18 protein-coding genes, 2 pseudogenes and 1 other annotated feature are annotated in these 20,947 nt (G+C 67.0%); of the genes and pseudogenes, 9 read left to right on the forward strand and 11 right to left on the reverse strand.

The annotated features are described in order from the left end of the window. Positions 1–18: 18 nt before the first annotated feature. Together dgcA and dgcN are read right to left on the reverse strand one after the other, a co-directional pair. A complete protein-coding gene (gene dgcA, locus EKE94_RS17105) occupies positions 19–984 on the reverse strand; it encodes an N-acetyl-D-Glu racemase DgcA (RefSeq protein ID WP_127907848.1) in 966 nt (321 codons plus the stop codon). 90 nt (positions 985–1,074) lie between these two features. Then, positions 1,075–2,076, reverse strand: a complete 1,002-nt coding sequence (dgcN, locus tag EKE94_RS17110) for an N-acetyltransferase DgcN (protein WP_127907849.1) — start codon at positions 2,074–2,076, stop codon at positions 1,075–1,077. A gap of 262 nt (positions 2,077–2,338) precedes the next feature. Here dgcN and hisS point away from each other — a divergent pair, with 262 nt between their 5' ends. The 3 genes from hisS to hisG are packed head-to-tail and all read left to right on the forward strand — an operon-like array spanning position 2,339 to position 5,636. After that, positions 2,339–3,829, forward strand: a complete 1,491-nt coding sequence (hisS, locus tag EKE94_RS17115) for a histidine--tRNA ligase (protein ID WP_127907850.1) — start codon at positions 2,339–2,341, stop codon at positions 3,827–3,829. Continuing rightward, positions 3,829–4,941, forward strand: a complete 1,113-nt coding sequence (locus EKE94_RS17120; RefSeq protein ID WP_127907851.1) for an ATP phosphoribosyltransferase regulatory subunit — start codon at positions 3,829–3,831, stop codon at positions 4,939–4,941. Before hisS ends, EKE94_RS17120 begins: the two co-directional genes overlap by 1 nt. Beyond that, complete coding sequence (gene hisG, locus EKE94_RS17125) at positions 4,938–5,636, forward strand: ATP phosphoribosyltransferase (protein ID WP_127907852.1); 699 nt, start codon at positions 4,938–4,940, stop codon at positions 5,634–5,636. The genes EKE94_RS17120 and hisG overlap by 4 nt, the downstream gene beginning before the upstream one ends. Before the next feature lie 129 nt (positions 5,637–5,765). Here hisG and EKE94_RS17130 read toward each other — a convergent pair whose 3' ends face one another. The 4 genes from EKE94_RS17130 to EKE94_RS17145 all read right to left on the reverse strand — a co-directional run bounded on the left by EKE94_RS17130 (position 5,766) and on the right by EKE94_RS17145 (position 10,720). Further along, complete coding sequence (locus EKE94_RS17130; RefSeq protein WP_127907853.1) at positions 5,766–6,194, reverse strand: DUF1489 family protein; 429 nt, start codon at positions 6,192–6,194, stop codon at positions 5,766–5,768. A gap of 684 nt (positions 6,195–6,878) precedes the next feature. Then, positions 6,879–8,234: a cytochrome c gene (locus tag EKE94_RS17135; RefSeq protein ID WP_127907854.1), complete on the reverse strand. Its 1,356-nt coding sequence runs from the start codon at positions 8,232–8,234 to the stop codon at positions 6,879–6,881. An 11-nt stretch (positions 8,235–8,245) separates the two neighbouring features. Then, positions 8,246–10,018 carry a GMC family oxidoreductase gene (locus EKE94_RS17140; RefSeq protein WP_127907855.1) on the reverse strand — a complete coding sequence of 591 codons (1,773 nt, stop codon included), beginning with the start codon at positions 10,016–10,018 and terminating at the stop codon, positions 8,246–8,248. A gap of 3 nt (positions 10,019–10,021) precedes the next feature. Then, positions 10,022–10,720 (reverse strand): gluconate 2-dehydrogenase subunit 3 family protein, encoded by a 699-nt coding sequence (locus EKE94_RS17145; protein WP_127907856.1) that lies wholly within the window; start codon positions 10,718–10,720, stop codon positions 10,022–10,024. 361 nt (positions 10,721–11,081) lie between these two features. Here EKE94_RS17145 and EKE94_RS17150 point away from each other — a divergent pair. Continuing rightward, positions 11,082–11,430, forward strand: a pseudogene (locus tag EKE94_RS17150) (integrase core domain-containing protein); the annotation flags it as partial. A gap of 232 nt (positions 11,431–11,662) precedes the next feature. Here the strand turns inward: EKE94_RS17150 and EKE94_RS17155 are convergent. Genes EKE94_RS17155 through EKE94_RS17175 form a run of 5 tightly spaced genes read right to left on the reverse strand, consistent with a single transcriptional unit; the run spans position 11,663 to position 15,714 of the window. Then, positions 11,663–12,163 (reverse strand): GAF domain-containing protein, encoded by a 501-nt coding sequence (locus EKE94_RS17155; protein ID WP_127907858.1) that lies wholly within the window; start codon positions 12,161–12,163, stop codon positions 11,663–11,665. Continuing rightward, positions 12,160–12,951, reverse strand: a complete 792-nt coding sequence (locus EKE94_RS17160; RefSeq protein ID WP_127907859.1) for an ABC transporter ATP-binding protein — start codon at positions 12,949–12,951, stop codon at positions 12,160–12,162. The genes EKE94_RS17155 and EKE94_RS17160 overlap by 4 nt, the downstream gene beginning before the upstream one ends. After that, complete coding sequence (locus EKE94_RS17165) at positions 12,948–13,790, reverse strand: ABC transporter ATP-binding protein (protein ID WP_127907860.1); 843 nt, start codon at positions 13,788–13,790, stop codon at positions 12,948–12,950. Before EKE94_RS17165 ends, EKE94_RS17160 begins: the two co-directional genes overlap by 4 nt. Then, the gene (gene nikC / locus EKE94_RS17170) at positions 13,787–14,689 is read right to left on the reverse strand and encodes a nickel transporter permease (RefSeq protein ID WP_127907861.1); all 903 of its coding nucleotides are present in this window, start codon (positions 14,687–14,689) and stop codon (positions 13,787–13,789) included. The genes EKE94_RS17165 and nikC overlap by 4 nt, the downstream gene beginning before the upstream one ends. Further along, on the reverse strand, positions 14,686–15,714 hold the full coding sequence (locus EKE94_RS17175; protein WP_127907862.1) for an ABC transporter permease: 1,029 nt from the start codon (positions 15,712–15,714) through the stop codon (positions 14,686–14,688). Before EKE94_RS17175 ends, nikC begins: the two co-directional genes overlap by 4 nt. Positions 15,715–15,850: 136 nt before the next feature. On the opposite strand from EKE94_RS17175, the gene EKE94_RS17180 reads away from it, so the two are divergent. From EKE94_RS17180 to EKE94_RS17200, 5 genes and pseudogenes are all read left to right on the forward strand, one after another. Beyond that, positions 15,851–16,462, forward strand: a complete 612-nt coding sequence (locus EKE94_RS17180; protein WP_127907863.1) for a helix-turn-helix domain-containing protein — start codon at positions 15,851–15,853, stop codon at positions 16,460–16,462. A gap of 42 nt (positions 16,463–16,504) precedes the next feature. Next, positions 16,505–18,094 (forward strand): ABC transporter substrate-binding protein, encoded by a 1,590-nt coding sequence (locus EKE94_RS17185; protein ID WP_127907864.1) that lies wholly within the window; start codon positions 16,505–16,507, stop codon positions 18,092–18,094. Positions 18,095–18,164: 70 nt separating this feature from the next. Beyond that, positions 18,165–19,259, forward strand: a complete 1,095-nt coding sequence (locus EKE94_RS17190) for a M24 family metallopeptidase (protein WP_127907865.1) — start codon at positions 18,165–18,167, stop codon at positions 19,257–19,259. 211 nt (positions 19,260–19,470) lie between these two features. Next, positions 19,471–20,672: pseudogene (locus EKE94_RS17195) on the forward strand (IS3 family transposase). Beyond that, positions 19,725–19,841, forward strand: a sequence feature (AL1L pseudoknot). (Overlaps the previous pseudogene by 117 nt.) A 93-nt stretch (positions 20,673–20,765) precedes the next feature. Further along, on the forward strand, positions 20,766–20,947 hold a 182-nt coding region (locus EKE94_RS17200), incomplete at its 3' end, for a hypothetical protein (RefSeq protein WP_164871005.1).

Here is a 20,947-nt window from a genome sequence, read left to right on the forward strand (position 1 = left end):
GGTTTCCTTTCGCGTCTGTCAGCCCCAGAGCGCAGGCTCGGGCGGATGGATGCCGGCGGCGTCAAAGCGCAGCGGCGTGTCGCGGTCTTCGGCCAGAAGCAGAGGACCGTCAAGATCGGTGACCATCGCGCCCTGCGCCACGATCAGCGCCGGCGCCATGGCCAGCGAGGAGCCGACCATGCAGCCCACCATCACCTCGAACCCCGCCGCGCGGGCGGCATCGCGCAAAGCCAGCGCCTCGGTCAGGCCGCCGGTCTTGTCTAGCTTGATGTTGACCACGTCGTAGCGCCCGGCGAGCGCGGCGAGCGAGGCGCGATCGTGGCAGCTTTCGTCGGCGCAGACTGGCAGAGGGCGGGCGATCTCGGCCAGCATGTCGTCCTGCCCCGCGGGCAGGGGCTGTTCGACCAGCGCGACGCCAAGGCGCAGCAGGTGCGGAGCAAGCTCGGCATAGACCTCGGCCGTCCAGCCTTCGTTCGCGTCGACGATCAGGCGGGCATCGGGAGCACCCTGTCGCACGGCTTCGAGCCGGGGCATGTCCTCGGACGTGCCGAGCTTGATCTTCAGAAGCGGGCGGTGGGCGTTTTTCGCCGCTGCCGCGCGCATCGCGTCGGGCGTATCGAGGGACAGGGTATAGGCGGTGATCTCGGGGCCCGGGGCGGGCTGGCCCGCCAGATCCCAGGCGCGGACCCCGGCCTGCTTCGCCTCCCAGTCCCAGAGCGCGCAGTCGACGGCGTTGCGGGCGGCGCCGGCGGGCAGCAACCCCTGCAACGCGGCGCGGTCGACATCGGCGGGCAGGCTGTCGATCTGCGCCGCGACGCTGTCCAGCGTTTCGTCGTAGCGGGCGTAGGGCACGCATTCGCCCCGGCCGCGATGCCCGGCCCGGTCGATGGTGACGGTCAGGACCTGCGCCTCGGTCCGCGAGCCGCGGGAAATGGTGAAGGCCTGGGCGAGACGAAAGGTGTCGCGGGTGACGGTGAGGGTCATGGTGGTATCCTGTCGGGGCCGCACGGTGCGGCCTTCCGGCCCTTCCCGCGGAGATCGCGACGAGGACCGGACGGCACGGTGAGCGGCGGGTCAGGAGGCGAGCAGCGCCTCGACAAGCGGTTCGGCACCGAAGCGGTAGGGATCGGTCGCGGGCAGGCCCATGCGCGTCTCGATATCGGCCAGCAGCGCGCGGGCCTCGTCCTCGGGCATTGCCTTGGTGTTGACCGAGACGCCGATCACCTTGACGTCGGGGTTGGCGATGCGGGCGATGGGCAGCACCATGTCGCGCAGCGCCTCGAGGCTGGGCAGCTGGTACCCCGGCAGCCCCCGCATGTGCGTCCGCGTCGGTTCGTGGCACAGCACGATCGCGTCGGGCTGGCCGCCGTGGATCAGCGCCATCGTCACGCCGGAATAGGACACGTGGAACAGGCTGCCCTGCCCTTCGATATGGTCCCAGTGGTCGGCGTCGTTCTCGGGCGTGAGCCATTCGACCGCGCCGGCCATGAAATCGGCGATCACGGCATCGAGCGGCACCCCCTCGCCCGTGATCAGGATGCCGGTCTGGCCGGTGGCGCGAAAACTCGACTTGAGCCCGCGGTCCTTCATCACACGGTCCATCGCCAGGCCGGTGTACATCTTTCCGACCGAGCAATCGGTGCCGATGGCGAGGCACCGCTTGCCGCTGCGCTTTTCGCCGTTGGCGATGGGGTATTTCACGGTCGGGATGCGCACGTCGTGCAGGCTGCGCCCATGGGTGCGGGCGGCCTCGACCAGCGCGGGTTCGTCCCGCAAGAGGTTGTGCAGCCCGGAGGCAAGGTCGAACCCCTGCGCCAGCGCCGCGTCCAACGCCTCCTTCCACGCCTCCGAGATGATGCCGCCCCGGTTGGCAACGCCCACGACCAGCGTCTTGGCACCGGCGGCCTTCGCCTCGTCCAGCGTCATGTCGGGCAGGCCCAGATCGGCCTTGCAGCCCGGCAGGCGGAACTGGCCTACCGCGTATTCCGGGCGCCAGTCGCGAATGCCCTGCGCGACCTTTGCGGCCAGCTGGTCGGGCGCATCCCCCAAAAACAGCAGATACGGAGTGTCGATCATGGGCCCTCTCCTGTGGCAACCGGCCCCGGTCCGGGCCGGATCGAATTCGCACCGGCTGGCCCGGCGTCGGGACTTTTGTTGCGCGTGCGGCGGCGGCTTGCAATGGGGCTTGTTATAGCCAGTGCCCCTGCAGGCCGATATCCCATGAGGCCAGATGCCCCGAAGGCGCCGCCCGGGCCCGACCGCCACCCCTGCCTTGCCCCGCCGGGGCCCTTCCGCTAGACCCCGCCGCGACAACGCGAGCCTTTCAGGATGTCGATACATGGCTAAGGTCAAGAAGCAGCCGCGGCCCAAGGCCGAGGCGCCGCGCGGATTCCGCGACTATTTCGGCGCCGAGGTGACCGAGCGCACCGCGATGCTGGCCCGGATCGCCGAGGTCTACCATCGCTACGGCTTCGACGCGCTGGAAACCTCCGGCGTCGAGACGGTCGAGGCGCTTGGCAAGTTCCTGCCCGACGTCGACCGCCCCAACGAAGGCGTCTTTGCCTGGCAGGAGGACGAGGATGGCGCCTGGGTCGCGCTGCGCTACGACCTGACCGCGCCCTTGGCACGCGTCGCGGCGCAGTACCGCAACGACCTGCCCTTTCCCTATCGCCGCTACGCGATGGGCCCGGTTTGGCGCAACGAAAAGCCCGGGCCCGGACGGTTCCGCCAGTTCTACCAGTGCGACGCCGACACCGTGGGCGCGCCGTCGGTCGCGGCGGATGCCGAGATCTGCGCGATGCTGGCCGACACGCTGGAAGCGGTGGGCATCAAGCGCGGCGACTACATCGTGCGCGTGAACAACCGCAAGGTTCTGAACGGCGTGATGGAGGTCGCGGGCATCCTCGACCCTGCCGATCCGTCGAAGTTCGAGGCCGAGCGCGGCATCGTGCTGCGCGCCATCGACAAGCTCGACCGGCTGGGGCCCGAGGGCGTGCGCGCCCTGCTGGGCGAGGGTCGCAAGGACGACAGCGGCGATTTCACCAAGGGCGCGGGCCTCGACGATGTGCAGGCCGAGGTCGTCCTGGGCTTCATCGACGCGCGCCGCGACAGCGGGGCCGCCACCGTCGCGCGGCTGCGCGAGCTGGTCGGAGCGTCCGAGACGGGTCGTGCCGGCGCGGACGAGCTTGAAACCATCGCGTCGCTGCTGGACGCGCAGGGCTACGGCCCCGACCGCGTGCTGATCGACCCGGCCGTGGTGCGCGGCCTCGGCTACTATACCGGCCCGGTCTTCGAGGCCGAGCTGACCTTCGAGATCACGGGCGACGACGGCAAGCCGCGCCAGTTCGGCAGCGTGGCCGGCGGCGGGCGTTATGACGACCTCGTCAAGCGCTTCACCGGGCAGGAGGTCCCTGCGACTGGCGTGTCGATCGGCGTCGACCGGCTGCTGGCCGCCCTGCGTGCCACCGGCCGTGCCGAGGCGCAGGCCGAGGGGCCGGTGATCGTCACCGTGATGGACCGCGACCGCATGGCCGACTACCAGGCGATGGCGAGCGAGCTGCGCACGGCGGGCATCCGGGCCGAGGTCTACCTTGGCAACCCCAAGAACTTCGGCAACCAGCTCAAGTATGCCGATCGCCGCGGCGCGCCCTTCGCGATCATCGAGGGCGGGGACGAGAAGGACCGCGGCGTGGTGCAGGTCAAGGATCTCAAGCTGGGCGCCGAGATCGCGGAAAGCGCGACGCTGGACGAATGGAAGGCGCAGCCCGCGCAGTTCGAATGCCCGCGCGGCGATCTGGTGGCCACGCTGAAAGAGCGGCTGACCCGCTGATGTCCGTCGCGCAAAGCACGCCCCCCGCTCCCGCAGACCGCAGCGGCGCCGAGGCCGCGCGCTTCATGGCGGCCTTCGCCGAGGCCGGCGCGCGCCCGATTGAGGCCGCGATCCTGCAAGAGGCCGACCTGCTGCTCGACCTCTATGGCGAGGATATCCGCGCCCGCGCCTTCACCACGTGGGATCCCACCGCGGGCGAGATGATGCTGCGCCCCGACTTCACCGTCCCGGTGGTGCGCATGCATATGGACGGCGGCGCCGACCCCGCGCGCTACTGCTACTCCGGCCCTGTCTTCCGGCGGCAGGAGACCGACCCCGGCCGCGCCCGCGAATACCTGCAATGCGGGTTCGAGCTTTTCGATGCCAGCGATCCCGCCCGCGCCGATGCCGAGGTCTTCGCGCTCTTTGCCGAGGTGCTGCGCCCCTACGGGCTGCGCGCGGCGACGGGCGACATCGGCATCCTGACGGCGGCGGTGCGCGGGCTCGACATCTCGGACCGGCGGCGTGCGGCGCTGCTGCGTCACGTCTGGCGGCCGCGGCGGTTCCGCGCCCTGCTCGACCGGTTTTCCGGCAAGACGCCCGTGCCGCAGACGCGCGCCGCCCTTCTCGGCGCCGCGGATCCGCTGGCCGACGCCGGGCCCGAGATCGGGCTGCGCAGCCGCGGCGACGTCATGGCCCGGATCGAGGCGCTGCGGGCGGATGCCGAGGAACCGCCGATCTCGTCTGCGCAGGTGGCCCTGATCGACGATATCCTTGAGCTGAAGGAAACCGCGCCGAACGTGCTGGCGCACCTTGGCGACATCGCGGTCGACCTGCCCGCCATCGGCGATGCCACGGCCATGCTGCGCGCCCGGCTCGATGCGCTCGACGCCGCCGGCGTCGACGTGGACGCGCTGGAGTTCGAGGCGAGCTATGGCCGCACCTTGATGGAATATTACGACGGCTTCGTCTTCGGCTTCTATGCGCCGCACGCGCCCGGGCAGCCCCCGGTGGCGACGGGCGGGCGCTACGACGCGCTGACCCGCGTGCTGGGGCGCGGCAAGTCGATCCCGGCCGTCGGCGGGGTGATCCGCCCTGCCCTGCTGCCCGACCCGGCGGAGACCGCGACATGACCCTGAAGCTCGGCGTGCCGTCCAAGGGGCGGCTGATGGAGAAGACCTTCGACTGGTTCGCGGCACGGGGCGTCGCCATGCGCCTTGCCGGGGCCGAGCGCGAATACTCCGGTGCAGTCGAGGGTGTCGAGGGCGTCGAACTGGTGCTTCTGTCGGCCGGAGAGATCCCGCGCGAGCTGGGCGCCGGACGGATCCACCTGGGCGTTACCGGGTCGGACCTGGTGCGCGAACGCCTGCCCCGCTGGGAAGACCAGGTCAGCGAACTGGTGCAGATGGGCTTCGGCCATGCCGATTTGATCATCGCCGTGCCACGGTTCTGGGTCGACGTGGACACGCTGGACGATCTCGACGCCGCGGCGGCCGCGTTCCGGGCGCGCCATGGCCACCGGCTGCGCATCGCCACGAAGTATCACCGCCTGATCCGCGAACACCTGCGGGACGCGGGCGTCGCCGATTACCAGCTGGTCGATAGCCAGGGCGCGACCGAGGGCGCGGTCAAGAACGAAACCGCCGAGGCCGTCGCCGACATCACCTCGACCGGCGAAACGCTGCGCGCCAACCACCTGAAGGTCCTGTCGGAGCCGCCGGTGCACCGCAGCCAGGCGACGCTGTTCCGGTCGCGCAGCGCCGGGTGGGACGACACGACGCTGGGCACCCTGCAGGCGCTGAAAACCCGGCTCGACCTGCTGGACTAAGACCGCCCGCGGCGTTTCGTCCGCCGGCCCGTCTCTGCCAGCCGGGCTCGGCAGACCGGCACCGCCCCGAATCTTCGCCACCGGGATTCAGGCCGCACCGCCAGATCGCCGGGCGAGCCTGTCATCCGCCTAGCGCACCCCGATCTCGGCCAGCGCGGCCTCCAGCGCGGGGGGCAATGTCGGCTCGTCCCGCCGGGCGGCCGACAGGTCGTTCGGCGCATCCTCGGTCGGCAGATAGCGCCAGCCCTGGAACGGACGGCGCGGCGCGGCCTCGGTCCGGATGATCTCGGGGTCGAGCACCAGCCCGCAGCGACGGACGCCGTCGCCCCGGTCGACCGGATCAAGCCGCAGGATCACCTGCCGCGCCAGGATCACGCCGCGGATCACCCAGTAGATCGACCCGCCGTCCAGCAACTCGGCCTCGCGCTTGGGCCACATCCGCGTGACGTGACGCGGCAGTCCATCGGGCCAGGCGCGGCGGCGATCCTCCTGCCACGTGGCCAGATCCTCGACGCTTTCGGCGCCCACGCAAAGCTTCAGAATGTTCAGTCCGCTCATCCCGCCCCCGGTGCCGCTGATCTCGATACGCTTCCCCACCGCACCAGATAGGGCGGCAGACCCCGGGAGAAAAGCCGAAGATCGTCCGGATCGCGGTGGGTTGATAGGGCCCGAGGCGGGCGCCGACGTGGGCGCGCATCATCCCGGCGCCCGCCGGGCGGCGCCTTCCCCTCCATCGCCGAGCGGATACGGGACATGAGGTCCCGGCTGTCACCGCGCGACGGCACGCCGGACGACATCGGCACCGAAGACACCCGGCGCCGCATCCCGCGCGGTGTCCCGGTCAGGACCGGGGGCGCAGGTCTGTCGCCCTTCCAGGGCCTGCCGTGCTTGCGGATCGGAATGATCGGGGCGGCATCGCGTTCGAGGATGCCGCGTGTGACGGCGGCGCGCATCACCGGCACCGCCTGCCGCGGCCGTGCCGATGGGCGCGTCCCGAGGTTGCTGATCGAACAGTTCGGGACGGACCGGGCTGTGACCGTCCCGGCCTGGCATACCCCAACGGTGCGAAAGTCGAAGGGAGCGGGGTGCCCGGCCAGATGGTCCTCGGGCGACTGGTGGCCACTCTGCACTCAGCCCCCGCCAGCGCACGGCACGCGATGACACTTCAGCTGCAAGGAAAAGGGGCCGACGAACACCGTCGGCCCCTGTAAGGATCAAGTCAGGATCCAGTGCGCGCAGGGATCAGTGCGTGCTGTCGCCGCTGCGCACGTCTGCGACATCTGCCGCCGCCACGGGACCTGCATCATTGCCCCACGCGCCGCGCAGCCAGGTCGCAAGCTCGGCGATTTCGTCGTCGCTCAGGCGATCCGCGTAGCCCTGCATGCGCAGCGTCATCGGACGCTTTTCGGTGGCAGGCAGCTCGGCCCCGTTGAGGATTACCGAAATCAGCGGCGACACTTCGGATCCGACCACGAGGCTGTTGCCCTGAAGCTCGGGGAAGATGCCCGGAGCGCCCTTGCCCGAGGCAAAGTGGCAGCCAAGGCAGTTGTCCGAGTAAAGACGCGCGCCCAGCGGCATGCCCGGATCGGCCGACACCAGCATTTCCGCGGTGTCCGCACCGGCGTCGTCCGCCTCGGCCTCGGGGGTCGCGGTGGGGCCCGCAGCGGCAAGCGTCTCGGGTAGATCGACCGCATCGCCGTCCATGCCCTTGAGGTAGGCGGCAATGGCGATGTTGTCGCTGTCGGGCAGCTTTTGCAGGGAGTGCTCGATCACAAGAGACATCTCGCCATTGGCGGCGGAATGCGCGTTGCGGCCGGTAGCGAGGTAATCCGCAAGCTCGGACACGGTCCAGTCCTTGATGCCCGCGGCGTCGCCGCGCAAGGCCGGGGCGTTCCATCCGCCGACGACACCGCCGGTGAGGAAGCTGTCCTCCGCTGCCGTCACGCCGTCCTGTGCCATGAAAGCGTTGCGGGGCGTGTGGCAGGCGCCGCAGTGGCCGAGGCTTTCCACGAGGTACTGACCGCGATCCTGCGCATCGGACGCACCCGCGGGGGCGAACCCCGCATCATGGGTCAGCGCCAGCCATTTCCAGGCACGGATGCCCCAGCGCTGGTTGAACGGGAAGGGCAGCGCGGTTTCCTTGTTCGGCTCGGAGACCGGCTCAACCTCGGTCATCAGGTAGTCGTAGAGGGCGCGCATGTCCTCTTCGGTCATCAGGCGGTAGTTCTCGTAGGGCATCGCCGGGTAAAGATGCGTGCCGTTCGGAGCGACGCCGTCGATCATGGCCGCGCGGAAGTCCGCATAGGACCAGGTGCCGATGCCGGTGTCGTCATCGGGGGTGATGTTGGTGGACCAGATGGTCCCCATCGGGCTGGCGACGGCACGGCCACCGGCAAGGGACTTGCCCTCGTCCGAGGTATGGCAGGCAACGCAGTCGCCGGCATCGAGCACCATCTTTCCCTGGCCCTCCGCGGGCTGCCAGTCGGCGGCCAGCTCGGTTGCGGGCTGGGTGCGCTGCACCGGCACGAAGATGAATGCAAGAAGGGCGATCACGCCCACGAGCACGAGGCCCGCGAGGATGCGTAGGAAGGTCTTCATCTATGCGCTCCTCAGACCAGCGGACGGGGGTTGGACAGGTACTGGGTGCGGATCGCGTTCACGGTATGATACGCAAGCCCGCCCACGAGGCCGGTCGGGTTGTACTGGGTGTTCTGCACGAAGTTGCCCGCCCCCATGACGAAGACGTTGTGCTTGTCCCATGCCTGGCTGTAGCGGTTGACCGACCCTTCGCGCGCGGTCTCGGACATGCTGTGCCCGCCGGTGTTGTGCGTGGTCTGGTAGGGACGCACATCGTACTGCGCGCCGACGTCCTTGAAGCCGGACTGCATGCTGTCGGGGTTCATGGAGGCGGCCAGCGGCTCCATCTTCGACTTCATGTACTGGTTCATCCGCAGGTCGTTGTCCTGCCAGTTGAACGTCATCCGCATCAGCGGACGGCCGTGGCGGTCCGTGTAGGTGGGATCGAGGTCGAGGTGGTTGTTGGCATAGGCCATGTGCGAGCCGTGGCTGCCGATCGACATGGCGTGACCGTACCAGCGCCCGATGCCTTCCTTCCAGCCCGCGCCCCAGGACGGGGTGCCGCTTGGCAGCGGCATGTTGCGGATCGGCTGACCGTTGAAGGTGCCCGACCGCCAGTAGCTGCCTCCGATGAAGCCCAGCGCACCGAAATCGTTCTGATTGATGGCGAAATCGTCAAGCGCGATGCCGTTTGCGCCGTGGCCGACGAACGGGTTGAAATGCTCGTCTTCGAAGAACAGGGAAACGCCGCCGTTCATCTGGTAGGCGTAGTTCTTGCCCAGCACGCCGTCGCCGGTGACCGGGTCGTAAACCGGACCACCGATGCCCGACAGAAGCATCAGGTGCACGTTGTTAAGCTGGTAGCTGGACAGGATGACGATATCCGCGGGCTGGAAGACCTCTTCCTGCGCGGCTTCGTCCCAGTAGGTGACGCCGGTGGCGGTCTTGCCGTCGGCGGCGGTCTCGACCTTCAGCACCTCGGAATTGGTGCGATACTCGAAATTCGGGTACTGCTTCAGCGCGCCGAGGATCGCGGTCTGCGGCGAGGACTTGGAGTACTGGTAGCAGCCGAAACGCTCGCAGAAGCCGCAGAAGTTGCAGGGCCCCATCTGCATCCCGTAGGGGTTCGTGTACGAGGTTGAGGCGATGCCCGCCGAGGCGGTGAACGGGTGGTAGCCCATGGCCGACGCCGCTTCGCCGAACTTCTGGCTGTCCCACGTCGCCCTGTGCGGCGGCATCGGGAATTCCTCGGACCGCCAGCCCTCGAACGGGTTGCCGCCCTCTTGGATCTCGCCGTTCAGGTTGCCCGCCTTGCCGGAGATGCCCGCGACCTTCTCGAACCGGGTGAAGAACGGCTCGAGCTCGTCGTAGGACACCGGATAGTCGCCAAGGTTCATGCCCTCGGGAATGATGTCCTCGCCCCAGTTCTCGGCCACGTAAGAGCGCAGCCGCAGTTCTTCGGGCATGGGACGCCAGTTCAGGCCGTTCCAGTGCGTGCCCGCGCCACCGACGCCGTTGCCCGGCAAGAAGGAGCCAAGCGAGCGGTAGGGCAGCGCCGTCTCGTCGCCACTACGGCGCACGGTCAGGGTCTGTTGCGACGGCTTCTGCATCATCTTGAGACGCACGCCGTACTTCAGCTCGTCGATCTGCTGAGGGTACTGGAAGTCCGGAACGGTGCTCTGGTCATGGCCGCGCTCCAGCGCCACGATGTCGAGACCTTCCTGCGCCAGTTCGATGCCGGCGATAGAGCCGGTCCAGCCGAGGCCGACGATGACGACGTCTTTTTTCGGTTCGGTTCTTGCCATGGATCAGGCCCTCTCGCCCGAGATCGACACCGGGCCGAGCGGGTATTCGATGTTGTGACGCTCGGGCCATTCGCGATAGGCGGCGCGCGCCCCGGGGAAGCCGATATAGACCCAGGACTGCATACCCGCGTTGCCGCCGTATTGGGGATCCGCGAAATAGCCTTCCTTGGTGTTGGAGAGCAGCAGGCTCCAGAAATCCCGAAGCTCCGAAGACAGCTCGACCTCACCTTCCGACAGCGAGGTCAGCGCGGCATCCTGCGTTTCGGCGTCGAGTTCGGCAAAGCTGGCGCCATGGCTGGACTGGCACCATGCGTCGAAGGCCGGGATGGCCTGACGGTAGACTTCGGCGGGCGTCAGCGGGGTCTGCCATCCCCGTGCGGGCTCGGCGTCGGGAGCGTGAGGGCCTTCCATGTACCAATCGTCCGCAGAGCCGTAGTCACCGGCAAGCTGGCGGTCGATGAAGACCGGCACGCGGGTTTCGAGCGCCCCCGGGCCATCGCCCTCGGACGGGATCAGCCGCGCGGTCGCGGCCATGATGAAGGCCCACTCGGCCCCGTTCAGATATTCGGTTTCGTACTCGTCGAGCGAGACGGGAGCCTCGACCTGCGCCTCTGCCGAGGCGGCAATTCCGGTAAGGGCAAAGCCGGCGGCGGAGCCCTTTAGGAAGTTGCGGCGGCTCGGATACCCTGGGAGATCCGTCATGCGTAATGTCCTGCCTGCAAACTGGGTGGGTTGTGTACTAATGCGTACAATTGACGATAATATGTGCGCTAAGCTTTGCGTCCCGGGGGAGCAACCCGCGCGCACTTGGAATCACCCAAGCCATTCTCATACCGCATAGCTGGATTTCGTCCACGACATAGGTATTCTTCGGATGCGTGACATAGCGCCGGAAATCCCGCGGAACCTTGGGTGCGCCGCGCTGGATGGCCGGGCCGGGGCGCGAGGTGAACCGGTGATAGCCGGTGCAGTCTGCGTCCATGTCGAGGGCGAGGTCGCCGCGCGCGATCCGGCTGACCTCCAAAGCAGTCAAGTCGGGACAAGAATGCTGGTCCTTGCCCTCAGAGGGCATCCCTGCATGGTGGTCAGCGACAACGGCACGGAGTTTACCTCGAACGCCATCCTCAAACGGCTGGAGGAACGCCGTCTCGAACGGCGCGCCACCGCTGCAGGAAAACCGATACAGACCGGCTTCGTCGAGAGCTTCAATGGACGGCTGCGTGACGAATGCCTCAACGAGCACCTGTTCGCCAAACTGCGCCATGCTGTCGTCCATTTGGCTCGACCCGATGGCGCCACAATCAACGCCCCTGATCCAGGCGTGGCGCGACGACTACACCCGTCGCCGCCCACACACAGGCCTCGAACGGCTCACCCTGTGGGAATATCGCCAGAGGTCAGCAGAAGACCAACGCCCGGAACAGAGCGAACTAAAGAGCGCAGTCTCAGCGGGGATCAGGTCAAGCGGGTCGAAAGCACCGGTTGCGGAGCCGGGTCCGAGGTATTCGGCATTCAAGAAACCGGCGCCAATACGTAGACGATGACCGTGCATCTGGCGGGACCAGCAGACCGATCCCGGCCTCTTCCACTTCAAGCCGGGTCACGTAACCTCAGGAGCAGAGTCCCGGCAGATGGCGACCTTGATCAGGCGCGCAGCACCATCGCCACGGCACAAGCCGAGGTTGCCGGCAGGCGCAGCACGTCGTGGATCTGTGCCACGCGCTCGGGCGTGTAATAGCCCTCTTCATGCAGGATGTTCATCGTCGCGACGACCTTGCCGCCGATGATCAGCGGCAGGTTCACCACAGAGCCGCAGCCCAGCTTGCCGATCAGCTCGGCATCCGGAAAGACCGTGTCGATATCGGCCAGAGTGTTCGACACGAAAGCCTCCTGCCGCGTCAGCACCTGGTCGAACCAGCGGTTCAGCTCGATCGGCTTCTCGCCCGACGTCGGATAGTTCTCCGCATCGTCGGTATAGGCGCGCCGCGCCACCATGGCATCGGTGTCCGAGGTCATCACCGTGAACAGCTTGGCGCCCACCGTCGCCTTGGTCAGCGCGCAGAGCGCGTCGAACGCCTCCTCTTCCGTCGTCGCGGAGGCCAGGGCGGCGGTGAACTCGGCGAGCGTCTTAGTGGTATCGGTCATGCGGGGTCCTTGCTTTCGGATGCCGCCGCACCCGCGGGATCGGCATCGGGGTTGCCGCCCGAAGCGGCATAGAGGTCGCGCGTATAGGGATCGGCAAAGCTGCCGTCGTAAAGCGCGGTCTTGGGGGCGATTTCGACGATGCGGCCCTTGTTCATCACCGCCATTCGGTCGCACATGAAGCTGACCACCGGCAGGTTGTGGGTGACCATCAGGTAGGTCAGCCCCTGTTCACGGCGCAGCCGCTTCAGCAGGTTCAGGATCTCGGCCTGCACCGAGACATCCAGCGCCGAGGTCGGCTCGTCCAGCAGCATCACCTTGGGTTCCAGCATCAGCGCCCGGGCGATGGCGACCCGCTGGCGCTGCCCGCCCGACAGCTGGTGCGGAAAGCGGAAGCGAAAGCGCTGGTCGAGGCCGACCGCGCCCAGCATCTCGACCACCTTCTCGCTGCGCCGACCAATGCCGTGGATCGCCAGCGGCTCGGACAGCACGGTGTCGATGGTCTTGCGGGGATGCAGCGAGGCATAGGGGTCCTGAAAGACCATCTGGCAGGTCTTGGAGAAAGCCCGGTCGGTGCCATGTCCGCGCGGCTTGCCCAGCACGGAAATCTCTCCCGTCCAGTCCGGCGCCAGCCCGGCAATGGCCTTCAGAACGGTCGACTTGCCCGAACCGCTTTCGCCAACCAGCGCGAAACTTTCGCCCGGGGCCACGTCGAAGCCCACGTCGCGCACGACCTTGGTGTCGCCGTAGGAGATATCCAGGTCCTTGAGGGAAATCGCGGGGTTTCTCATGTGCCTGCTCCCCCGCTGCGGTCCAGGACCGGCAGCTCGTCCCGGGTTTCCTGCATCCGCGGCTGCGCCGTCAGCAGCCCCTTCGTGTAGGGATGGCTGGCCTTGGCCAGATCGGCGGCGGCGCAGGCCTCGACAACCTCGCCGCCGTTCATCACCAGGATGCGATCGCAGTAGCGCGCCACCAGGTTCAGGTCGTGGCTGATCAGGATCAGGCCCATGCCGTTGCCAGTGACAAGCTCTTCGATCAGGTCCAGCACCTGCGCCTGTATCGAGACATCCAGCGCCGAGGTGGGTTCATCCGCGATCAGCAGCTGAGGGCGCGGGATCAGCATCATGGCGATCATCACCCGTTGCCCCATGCCGCCCGAAACCTCGTGCGGATACATCTTCGCCACCCGCTCGGGATCGTTGATACGGACCGAGGTCAGCATCTCGATCACCCGCGCCTGCAGATCGCGGCGGGGCAGGTTCTCGTGCACCTGCAGCGCCTCGGCGATCTGGTGGCCGATGGTCATCACCGGATTCAGAGAAAACTTCGGGTCCTGCATGATCATCGAGATCCGCGCGCCGCGGATCTGGCGCATCTGGCGGCTGCTCTGCGCCATCAGGTCCAGCCCGTCGAAACGCAGGGTCCTGGCGGTCTGCTTGCCGGGCGCGCGGATCAGCCGCAGGATCGACCGGCCCGTCATCGACTTGCCCGAGCCGCTTTCGCCGACGATGCCCAGACGCTCTTCGCGGCCCAGGGTCAGGTTCAAGCCCTTCACGACGTCCACCGACCCCTTGGGGGTGTCGAAGCTGACGCGCAGGTCCTCCATTTCCAGCAGCGGTATGTCGGTCATTTTCCACCCCCCTGCTTGGGATCGAGCACGTCGCGCAGCCCGTCGCCCAGAAAGCAGAAGCCGAGCGATACGAGGATGATGGCGAAGCCTGGCATGGTGGCGACCCACCACTGATCCAGGATGAACGTCCGCCCGCGCGAGATCATGGCACCCCATTCCGGCAGCGGCGGCTGTGCGCCGAGACCAAGAAAGCCCAGACCGGCGGCGGTCAGGATGATGCCCGCCATGTCCAGCGTCACCCGCACGATCATCGACGAGGTGCAGAGCGGCAGCACGTGGCGGAAGATGATCCGCGCATGCGAGCCACCGACCAGCCGCACCGCCTGGATGTACTCGGAATTGCGGAAGGTCAGCGTCTCGGCCCGGGCGATGCGCGCATAGGCAGGCCACGCGGTGATGGCGATGGCGATGATCGCGTTCTCGATCCCGGGGCCCAGGGCCGCGACGAAGGCCAGCGCGAGGATCAGCTTGGGAAGCGACAGGAAGATGTCCGTCACACCCATCAGGATTCGATCGACCCAGCCGCCGAAGTAGCCAGCGACCGCGCCGATGATAAGCCCCAGCGGCGCCGAGATCACGGCGACCAGAGCCACGATCAGCAAGGTGATGCGCGATCCGTAGACAACGCGGCTGAAGATATCGCGGCCCAGTTCGTCCGTGCCCATCCAGTGCTCGGCCGAGGGGGGCAGCAGGCGCGCCTGCAGGTTCTGCCCCACGGGGCTTTCCGGCGCGATCCAGGGCGCGAAAAGCGCGGTGGCCAGCAGCAGCAGGACGATCAGCAGCCCGGCCACCGCCAGTGGGTTGCGTAGCAGGGCCGTCGACATCCGCCACGCGCGGCCGAGGTTGGCCTGCGTCAGCGTGGCGGGGCTGTCGTCGAGAAGCCAGTCTCGCGTGCTCATCCTTTACTCCTCGGGTCGAGGACGCGGTAGAGCACGTCCGAGATCTTGTTGATCAGGATGAAGACCGCGCCAATGACCAGCGTCGCGCCCAGCACGGCGTTCATGTCGGCGTTCAGCAGGGCCGTGGTCAGGTAGTTGCCGATCCCCGGCCAGCTGAAGACGGTCTCGATCATGACCGAGCCTTCGAGGAGCGCGGCGTAGGACAGGCCGATCACCGTGATGAGCGGCACCCGGATCGGCTTGAACCCGTGGACCCAGATCACCCGCCATTCGGGCACGCCCTTCACGCGGGCGGTGGTGATGAACTCCTGCCCGAGCTGGTCGAGCATGAAGCTGCGCGTCATCCGCGCGATGAAGGCCAGCGAAAAGAAGCCGAGGATCGAGGCCGGCAGGACGAGGTGCGCCAGCGCGTTGCGGAAGACGTCCCAGTCGCCGGCGAGGGCCGCGTCGATCAGCATGACATTGGTCCGTGCCGGCACGAGGCCCTCGTAGAAGATGTCGAGCCGTCCGGGGCCCGCGACCCAGCCGAGCCCGGCGTAGAAGAACGCCAGTCCGACGAGCCCGAGCCAGAAGGCCGGGACCGAGTAGCCCAGCAGCGCGAAGACGCGCATCACCTGGTCGACCCATTCGCCGCGCCGGGTGGCGGCCCAGACCCCGGCTGGAACGCCCAGCGCCACGCCGATCAGGATACCGAGCGTCGCCATCTCGAGCGTGGCGGGAAAGACCCGCAGCAGATCATCCGCGACCGGCCGGTTGGTCGAGATCGAGGTGCCGAGATCGCCCTGCATCACCGACCAGACGTAGTCGAAGAACTGTATGATCAGCGGACGGTCGAGCCCCATGGCCACGCGCGCCGCGTCGTATTGCGCCTGTGTCGCCCGGTCGCCCACCACCGAAAGCACCGGGTCGATGGGCACCACGCGCCCGATGAAGAAGGTGATCGCCAAGAGGCCGAGGAAGGTCAGCGCCGTGACGACGACAAAGCCGCCGACGCCCTTCGCACTGCGCCCCGCCCTGACGGCCATTGTCGCATCTGTCGCCAAGGTCTCCGCCTCCTTTGGCATCTGCCGCGTGAAATCTTCGCAGCAGTGTCGCAAGAATTTTTGCCATAGTAAAAAAATTTTTGTAGCTTGGAAGCGGTAGCTTCGGAAGGACCCTGCCATGGCACGGGAAAAGCACAAAGCTGAGCCGCAGCTCGGACCGCTCATTCGCAAGCGCCGCAAGCAGCTCGGGCTGACGCTTCAGGCACTCGGCGACACGGCGAGCGTCTCTGTCGGCTATCTCAGCCAAGTGGAACGTGACAATGCCACGCCCTCGCTCGGAACGCTGGCGCAGATCGCGGCGGCGCTGGATGTGGCACTGGAGTACTTCATCGCCACCCCCGGCCCCGCCGACAGCCTGACCCGGGCCGAGACGCGCCCACGTTTCTCGATCAATGGATCGTCCATCGGGTACGAGACCCTCGCCACGAATTTCCCCGGAGCCGAACTGTCGAGCTATATCCTGCACGTCCCCGCCGGATATGCCTCCGAAGTGGTCAGCCACGAGGGCGAGGAGATCATCTACATCCTCGAGGGCGAGATCGAGCAGACACTCGACGGTCAGGTCATTCACATGAAAGCTGGCGACAGCCTGCACTACAGCGGGCTGCGGCCCCATTCGTGGACCAACGCCACCGACAGGCCCGTCCGCATCCTCTGGACCGGGACACTTGCCGTCCTGACGCCCAAGGGCGGGATGAAACTACCGGAGATGGCGCAGCTGGAAAGCTGAACAACGCCGCCCATGCCATCGAACACCAACAAGGAGAGCCAAATGAACATGCTGAAACCCGCTCTGCTGGCCTCGGCGCTCGCGCTGCCCCTGGCGGGCACCGCGGCGCTGGCCGACACGCCCGATGACGTGCTGGTCATCGCGCAGAACATCGACGACATCGTCGCGATCGACCCGGCGCAGGCCTACGAATTCACCTCGGGCGAGCTGGTCACCAACCTCTATGACCGTCTCGTCCAGTACGACGCCGAGGACCCGACCGTCCTCGCGCCCGGTATCGCGACCGAGTGGGAGGTCGACGCCGAGGCCAAGACCATCGCCTTCACCCTGCGCGACGATGCCGTCTTCAACTCGGGCAACCCGGTGACCGCCGAGGACGTGCTGTTCTCGCTCTCGCGCGTCATCAAGCTGAACCTGACGCCTGCCTTCATCCTCGCCCAGCTTGGCTGGACCCCGGAGAACGTGGACGACATGATCACCGCCGACGGCAACGTCGTGACGGTGAAATACGAGGGCGACTTCTCGCCCGCCTTCGTGCTCAACGTGCTGGCCGCACGTCCCGCCTCCATCGTCGACAAGGCACTGGTGATGGAGAACGAGCAGGACGGCGACATGGGCAACGCCTGGCTGAACGCCAATTCGGCAGGCTCCGGACCCTTCGCGCTGACCGGCTACACGCCGGGCCAGATGGTGCGCATGGCCGCCAACGAGGACTACTTCAAGGGTGCGCCCGCGATGACCCAGGTCATCATTCGCCATGTCCCCGAATCCGCCACCCAGCAGCTTCTGCTGGAACAGGGCGACATCGACATGGCGCGCAACCTGACGCCCGACCAGGTCGCTTCGCTGTCGGCCGACGACGTGAAGGTCGAGACCTTCCCGCAGGCGGCCGTCCATTTCCTGTCGTTCAACCAGAAGACCGAGAGCCTGACCGATCCGGCCGTCTGGGAAGCCGCGCGCTATCTCGTCGATTACACGGGCATGACCGACACCATCATCAAGGGCCAGATGGAGGTCCACCAGGCCTTCTGGCCCAAGGGCTTCCCCGGCTCATACGACGAAACGCCCTTCACCTACGACCCCGAGAAGGCGATGCAGATCCTCGAGGACGCCGGCGTCGAGACCCCGATCGAAGTGACGCTCGACGTGATCAACGCGGCCCCCTTCACCGACATGGCGCAGTCGCTGCAGGCGAGCTTTGCCGAGGCGGGCATCGACTTCGAGATCCTGCCCGGCACCGGCGCGCAGGTCATCACCAAGTACCGCGAGCGGACCCACGAGGCGATGCTGCTGTACTGGGGCCCCGACTTCATGGACCCGCATTCCAACGCCAAGGCCTTCGCCTACAACCCCGACAACTCGGACGAGAACTATCAGGCGACCACCACGTGGCGGAACGCCTGGGCCGTGCCCGACGAGATGAACGAAGAGACCATGGCCGCCCTCTCGGAAAGCGATCCCGAAGCGCGTCTCGACATGTACCGCGACCTTCAGGCCAAGGTTCAGGAAAGCTCGCCCATCGTGATCATGTTCCAGGCCTCCTACGAGGTTGCCATGGGCGCGGATGTCTCGGGCTACGTCAACGGCGCGACCTCTGACTTCGTCTACTACCGGCTGGTCGAAAAGGAATAATCCTTCGACCGCCCGCAAGACCACAGGGTCGCCGGTTCCCCGGCGGCCCGTTTCGTTTCAGGAGCAAAGAATGTCCTATCTGATGCAGGCCGAAGAGCGCCTCTCGCGGCTGCGCGCCCGGATGGCGGAGACCGAAACCGACCTGGTGGTGCTGGGCCCCTCCAGCCACATGGCATGGCTGACCGGGCTGAACCCGCATGGCGACGAACGTCCCGTCATGCTGCTGGTCAGCGCCGGATACGCCGGTTTCCTGATGCCCGCGCTCAATGCGGCCATGGCGCAGGAGATCACCACGCTGCCCCTGTTCACCTGGGCCGATGACGATGGCCCGATGGCGGCCCTCGGCGCCCTGCTGGACGCCAGCGATGCCCGCCGCCCGGGCCTGTCGGTGGTTCTGGACGAGACCATGCGCGCCGATTTCGCCCTGCTGCTGCTCGACCAACTGGACAGCCCCCGCCGCCGCTTCACCGGGGACACCGTCAGCCTGCTTCGCACCCGGAAAGACGCGGACGAAGTCGCCCGCATCAAGGCCGCGCACCTGCTGAACGATTCCGCGGTCGCGGCCGCCTTCGCCGCCCTAAAACCCGGCATGACCGAGACCCAGGTCGTCGAGCTGATCGAGACGCATTACAAGGCCAACGGCGCCGCCACGGCCTTCTGCTCTGTCTGCTTCGGCGGCAACGGCGCCTTCCCGCACCATCACCCCGGCGCCACCGCGCTGGGCGAGAACATGGCCGTGCTGATCGATACCGGCTGTGTGCTGGATGGCTATCCTTCCGACATGACCCGCTGCCGCTGGTTCGGCCCCGATCCGGACCCCGAGTTCCTGAAGGTCCGCGACATCGTGGAGGCGGCGGTGCAGGCGGCCCTCGCGGCCGCCCGGGTCGGCGCCCCCGCCCGCGAGGTCGATGCCGCTGCCCGCCGCGTCATCGGCGATGCGGGCTACGGCGACCGCTTTCTGCATCGCACGGGACACGGGCTGGGCATCGATCTCCACGAGGCGCCCTACATCACCGGCACCTCCGAACTGCCCCTTGAAGCCGGGAACGTCTTCTCGATCGAGCCGGGCATCTATCTCGAAGGCAGGTTCGGCCTGCGGTTGGAAGAGATCGTCATTTTGCGCGAAGACGGCCCCGAGGTATTCTCGGAACTACCCCGAGTCTGACGAGATCCTCTGGCCGCGGTTGCCGAACCTGTAGCATTGGATGAAAGAGCGCGCCCCCGCTCCAGACCCGTCCTTGTTCTGACGCACACGACCGACGTCGTCGGGGAACCTGGGCGACTCAGGATCTACGTCTGGAATCCAGCAAGTTGGAAGGGCGTCACGCAGAAGCCTACGCCCGCCAGCTACCGCACCATCAGGGGGTCAGCCTAGTATGCGGTGCTGCGCAAGTGACCAGCCCCCAGAAGAGTGGTCGTCCCTTTCCGCGAAGATCGGCTGTGAGCCGCAGAGCCTGAACGGGTGGGTCAAGAAGGCCGAGGTCGACAGCGGCAAGCGCGCGGGCCTCCCGACCGACACGGCAGAGAAGAGCGAGCCTTTGTCCGCCATTGGTCCGAGGACAATGGCGAGCACGCTGGAACGGGAGAACCGGGAGCTGAGCCAGGCCAACGAGATCTTGCGCAAGGCGAGCGCATATTTTGCGATGGCGGAGTTCGACCGCCGGTCGAAGTGATGGTCGGGTTCATCGACGATCAGCGTGAGGCGCACGGGGTCGAGCCGATCTGCAGAGTTCTGCCGATCACCCCATCCACCTACTACGATAACCTAGCGAGGCGGGCCGATCCGGCCCGGCTGTCGGATCGTGCCCGGCGCGACGCAGTCCTGCGGCACGAGATCGAGCGCGTCTTCGAGGAGAACTGGCGCGTCTACGGAGTGCGCAAAGTCTGGCGTCAGCTGGATCGGGAAGGCTTCGCGGTTGCCCGCTGCACCGTAGCCCGGCTGATGAAGGGGATGGGTATTCAGGGCATCATCCGGGGCAAGCCGCACAGAACGACGGTCCCGAACAAAAAGGCTCCATGCCCTTTGGACAAGGTGAACCGGCAGTTCCGCGTGCCCGCGCCCAACATGCTCTAGGTCAGCGATTTGACTTACTTCGCCACCTGGAAGGGCTTCGTCTATGTGGCTTTCGTCATCGACGCCTACGCCTGCCGCATCGTTGGCTGGCGGGCGAGCCAAACAGCGCACGCAGGCTTCGTTCTCGATGCCCTCGAACAGGCTGCCCACGATCGCCGCCCGGTCAAGGGCGCAGGGCTCGTCCACCATTCCGACGGCGGGTCGCAATACCTGTCCATTCGCTACACCGAGCGGCGGGGCGAGGCCGGCGTCGAACCATCCGTGGGCAGCGTCGGCGACAGCTACGACAACGCGTTGGCCGAGACGATCAACGGCCTCTTCAAAGCGGAGGTCATCCATCGGCGCGGTTCGTGGCGCAACTTCGAGGCCGTCGAATATGCCACCCTCGAATGGGTCGACTGCTTAAAAAACCGCCGCTTGCTCGAGCCGAACGGGAACATACCCCCGACGGAAGCAGAGGCAGACTTCTACGCCGCTCTGGAAACTGAAGACATGGCCGAGTAACTAACCGAAATCAGCCTCCGGCAAACTCGCGGCGGTTCAAACTGCCGTTTCATCATATCCACTCTCCAGTTCCATGGTTACGATCCTATCTTCGTGTCCACGAAGCCAGCAGCAGGCCACTTTGCCGACCTCTACCGGCAGAAGATCGGCGATCTGGCCAATGCGCTGTCGGATCCCTCCGTGCGGGCTCAGGCCGCCGAGGCGATGCGCAGCCTGATCTCCGAGATTCGGATGATCCCGTTTGCAGAAGTACCGATGGCCACCGGATCGCGCTC

Origin of the sequence: Mesobaculum littorinae, from assembly GCF_004011175.1 — a bacterium.
GTDB classification, from domain to species: domain Bacteria; phylum Pseudomonadota; class Alphaproteobacteria; order Rhodobacterales; family Rhodobacteraceae; genus Tranquillimonas; species Tranquillimonas littorinae.

What these genes read in the sequence shown, in the direction of transcription:
- EKE94_RS17190 (WP_127907865.1), top strand. Translation starts at nt 18,165, where the DNA reads ATGTCCTATCTGATGCAGGCCGAAGAGCGCCTCTCGCGGCTGCGCGCC.
- EKE94_RS17120 (WP_127907851.1), top strand. Translation starts at nt 3,829, where the DNA reads ATGTCCGTCGCGCAAAGCACGCCCCCCGCTCCCGCAGACCGCAGCGGC.
- EKE94_RS17130 (WP_127907853.1), bottom strand. Translation starts at nt 6,194, where the DNA reads ATGAGCGGACTGAACATTCTGAAGCTTTGCGTGGGCGCCGAAAGCGTC.
- EKE94_RS17185 (WP_127907864.1), top strand. Translation starts at nt 16,505, where the DNA reads ATGAACATGCTGAAACCCGCTCTGCTGGCCTCGGCGCTCGCGCTGCCC.
- dgcA (WP_127907848.1), bottom strand. Translation starts at nt 984, where the DNA reads ATGACCCTCACCGTCACCCGCGACACCTTTCGTCTCGCCCAGGCCTTC.
- EKE94_RS17180 (WP_127907863.1), top strand. Translation starts at nt 15,851, where the DNA reads ATGGCACGGGAAAAGCACAAAGCTGAGCCGCAGCTCGGACCGCTCATT.
- hisG (WP_127907852.1), top strand. Translation starts at nt 4,938, where the DNA reads ATGACCCTGAAGCTCGGCGTGCCGTCCAAGGGGCGGCTGATGGAGAAG.
- dgcN (WP_127907849.1), bottom strand. Translation starts at nt 2,076, where the DNA reads ATGATCGACACTCCGTATCTGCTGTTTTTGGGGGATGCGCCCGACCAG.
- EKE94_RS17155 (WP_127907858.1), bottom strand. Translation starts at nt 12,163, where the DNA reads ATGACCGATACCACTAAGACGCTCGCCGAGTTCACCGCCGCCCTGGCC.
- EKE94_RS17140 (WP_127907855.1), bottom strand. Translation starts at nt 10,018, where the DNA reads ATGGCAAGAACCGAACCGAAAAAAGACGTCGTCATCGTCGGCCTCGGC.
- nikC (WP_127907861.1), bottom strand. Translation starts at nt 14,689, where the DNA reads ATGAGCACGCGAGACTGGCTTCTCGACGACAGCCCCGCCACGCTGACG.
- EKE94_RS17145 (WP_127907856.1), bottom strand. Translation starts at nt 10,720, where the DNA reads ATGACGGATCTCCCAGGGTATCCGAGCCGCCGCAACTTCCTAAAGGGC.
- EKE94_RS17135 (WP_127907854.1), bottom strand. Translation starts at nt 8,234, where the DNA reads ATGAAGACCTTCCTACGCATCCTCGCGGGCCTCGTGCTCGTGGGCGTG.
- hisS (WP_127907850.1), top strand. Translation starts at nt 2,339, where the DNA reads ATGGCTAAGGTCAAGAAGCAGCCGCGGCCCAAGGCCGAGGCGCCGCGC.
- EKE94_RS17160 (WP_127907859.1), bottom strand. Translation starts at nt 12,951, where the DNA reads ATGAGAAACCCCGCGATTTCCCTCAAGGACCTGGATATCTCCTACGGC.
- EKE94_RS17165 (WP_127907860.1), bottom strand. Translation starts at nt 13,790, where the DNA reads ATGACCGACATACCGCTGCTGGAAATGGAGGACCTGCGCGTCAGCTTC.
- EKE94_RS17175 (WP_127907862.1), bottom strand. Translation starts at nt 15,714, where the DNA reads ATGGCCGTCAGGGCGGGGCGCAGTGCGAAGGGCGTCGGCGGCTTTGTC.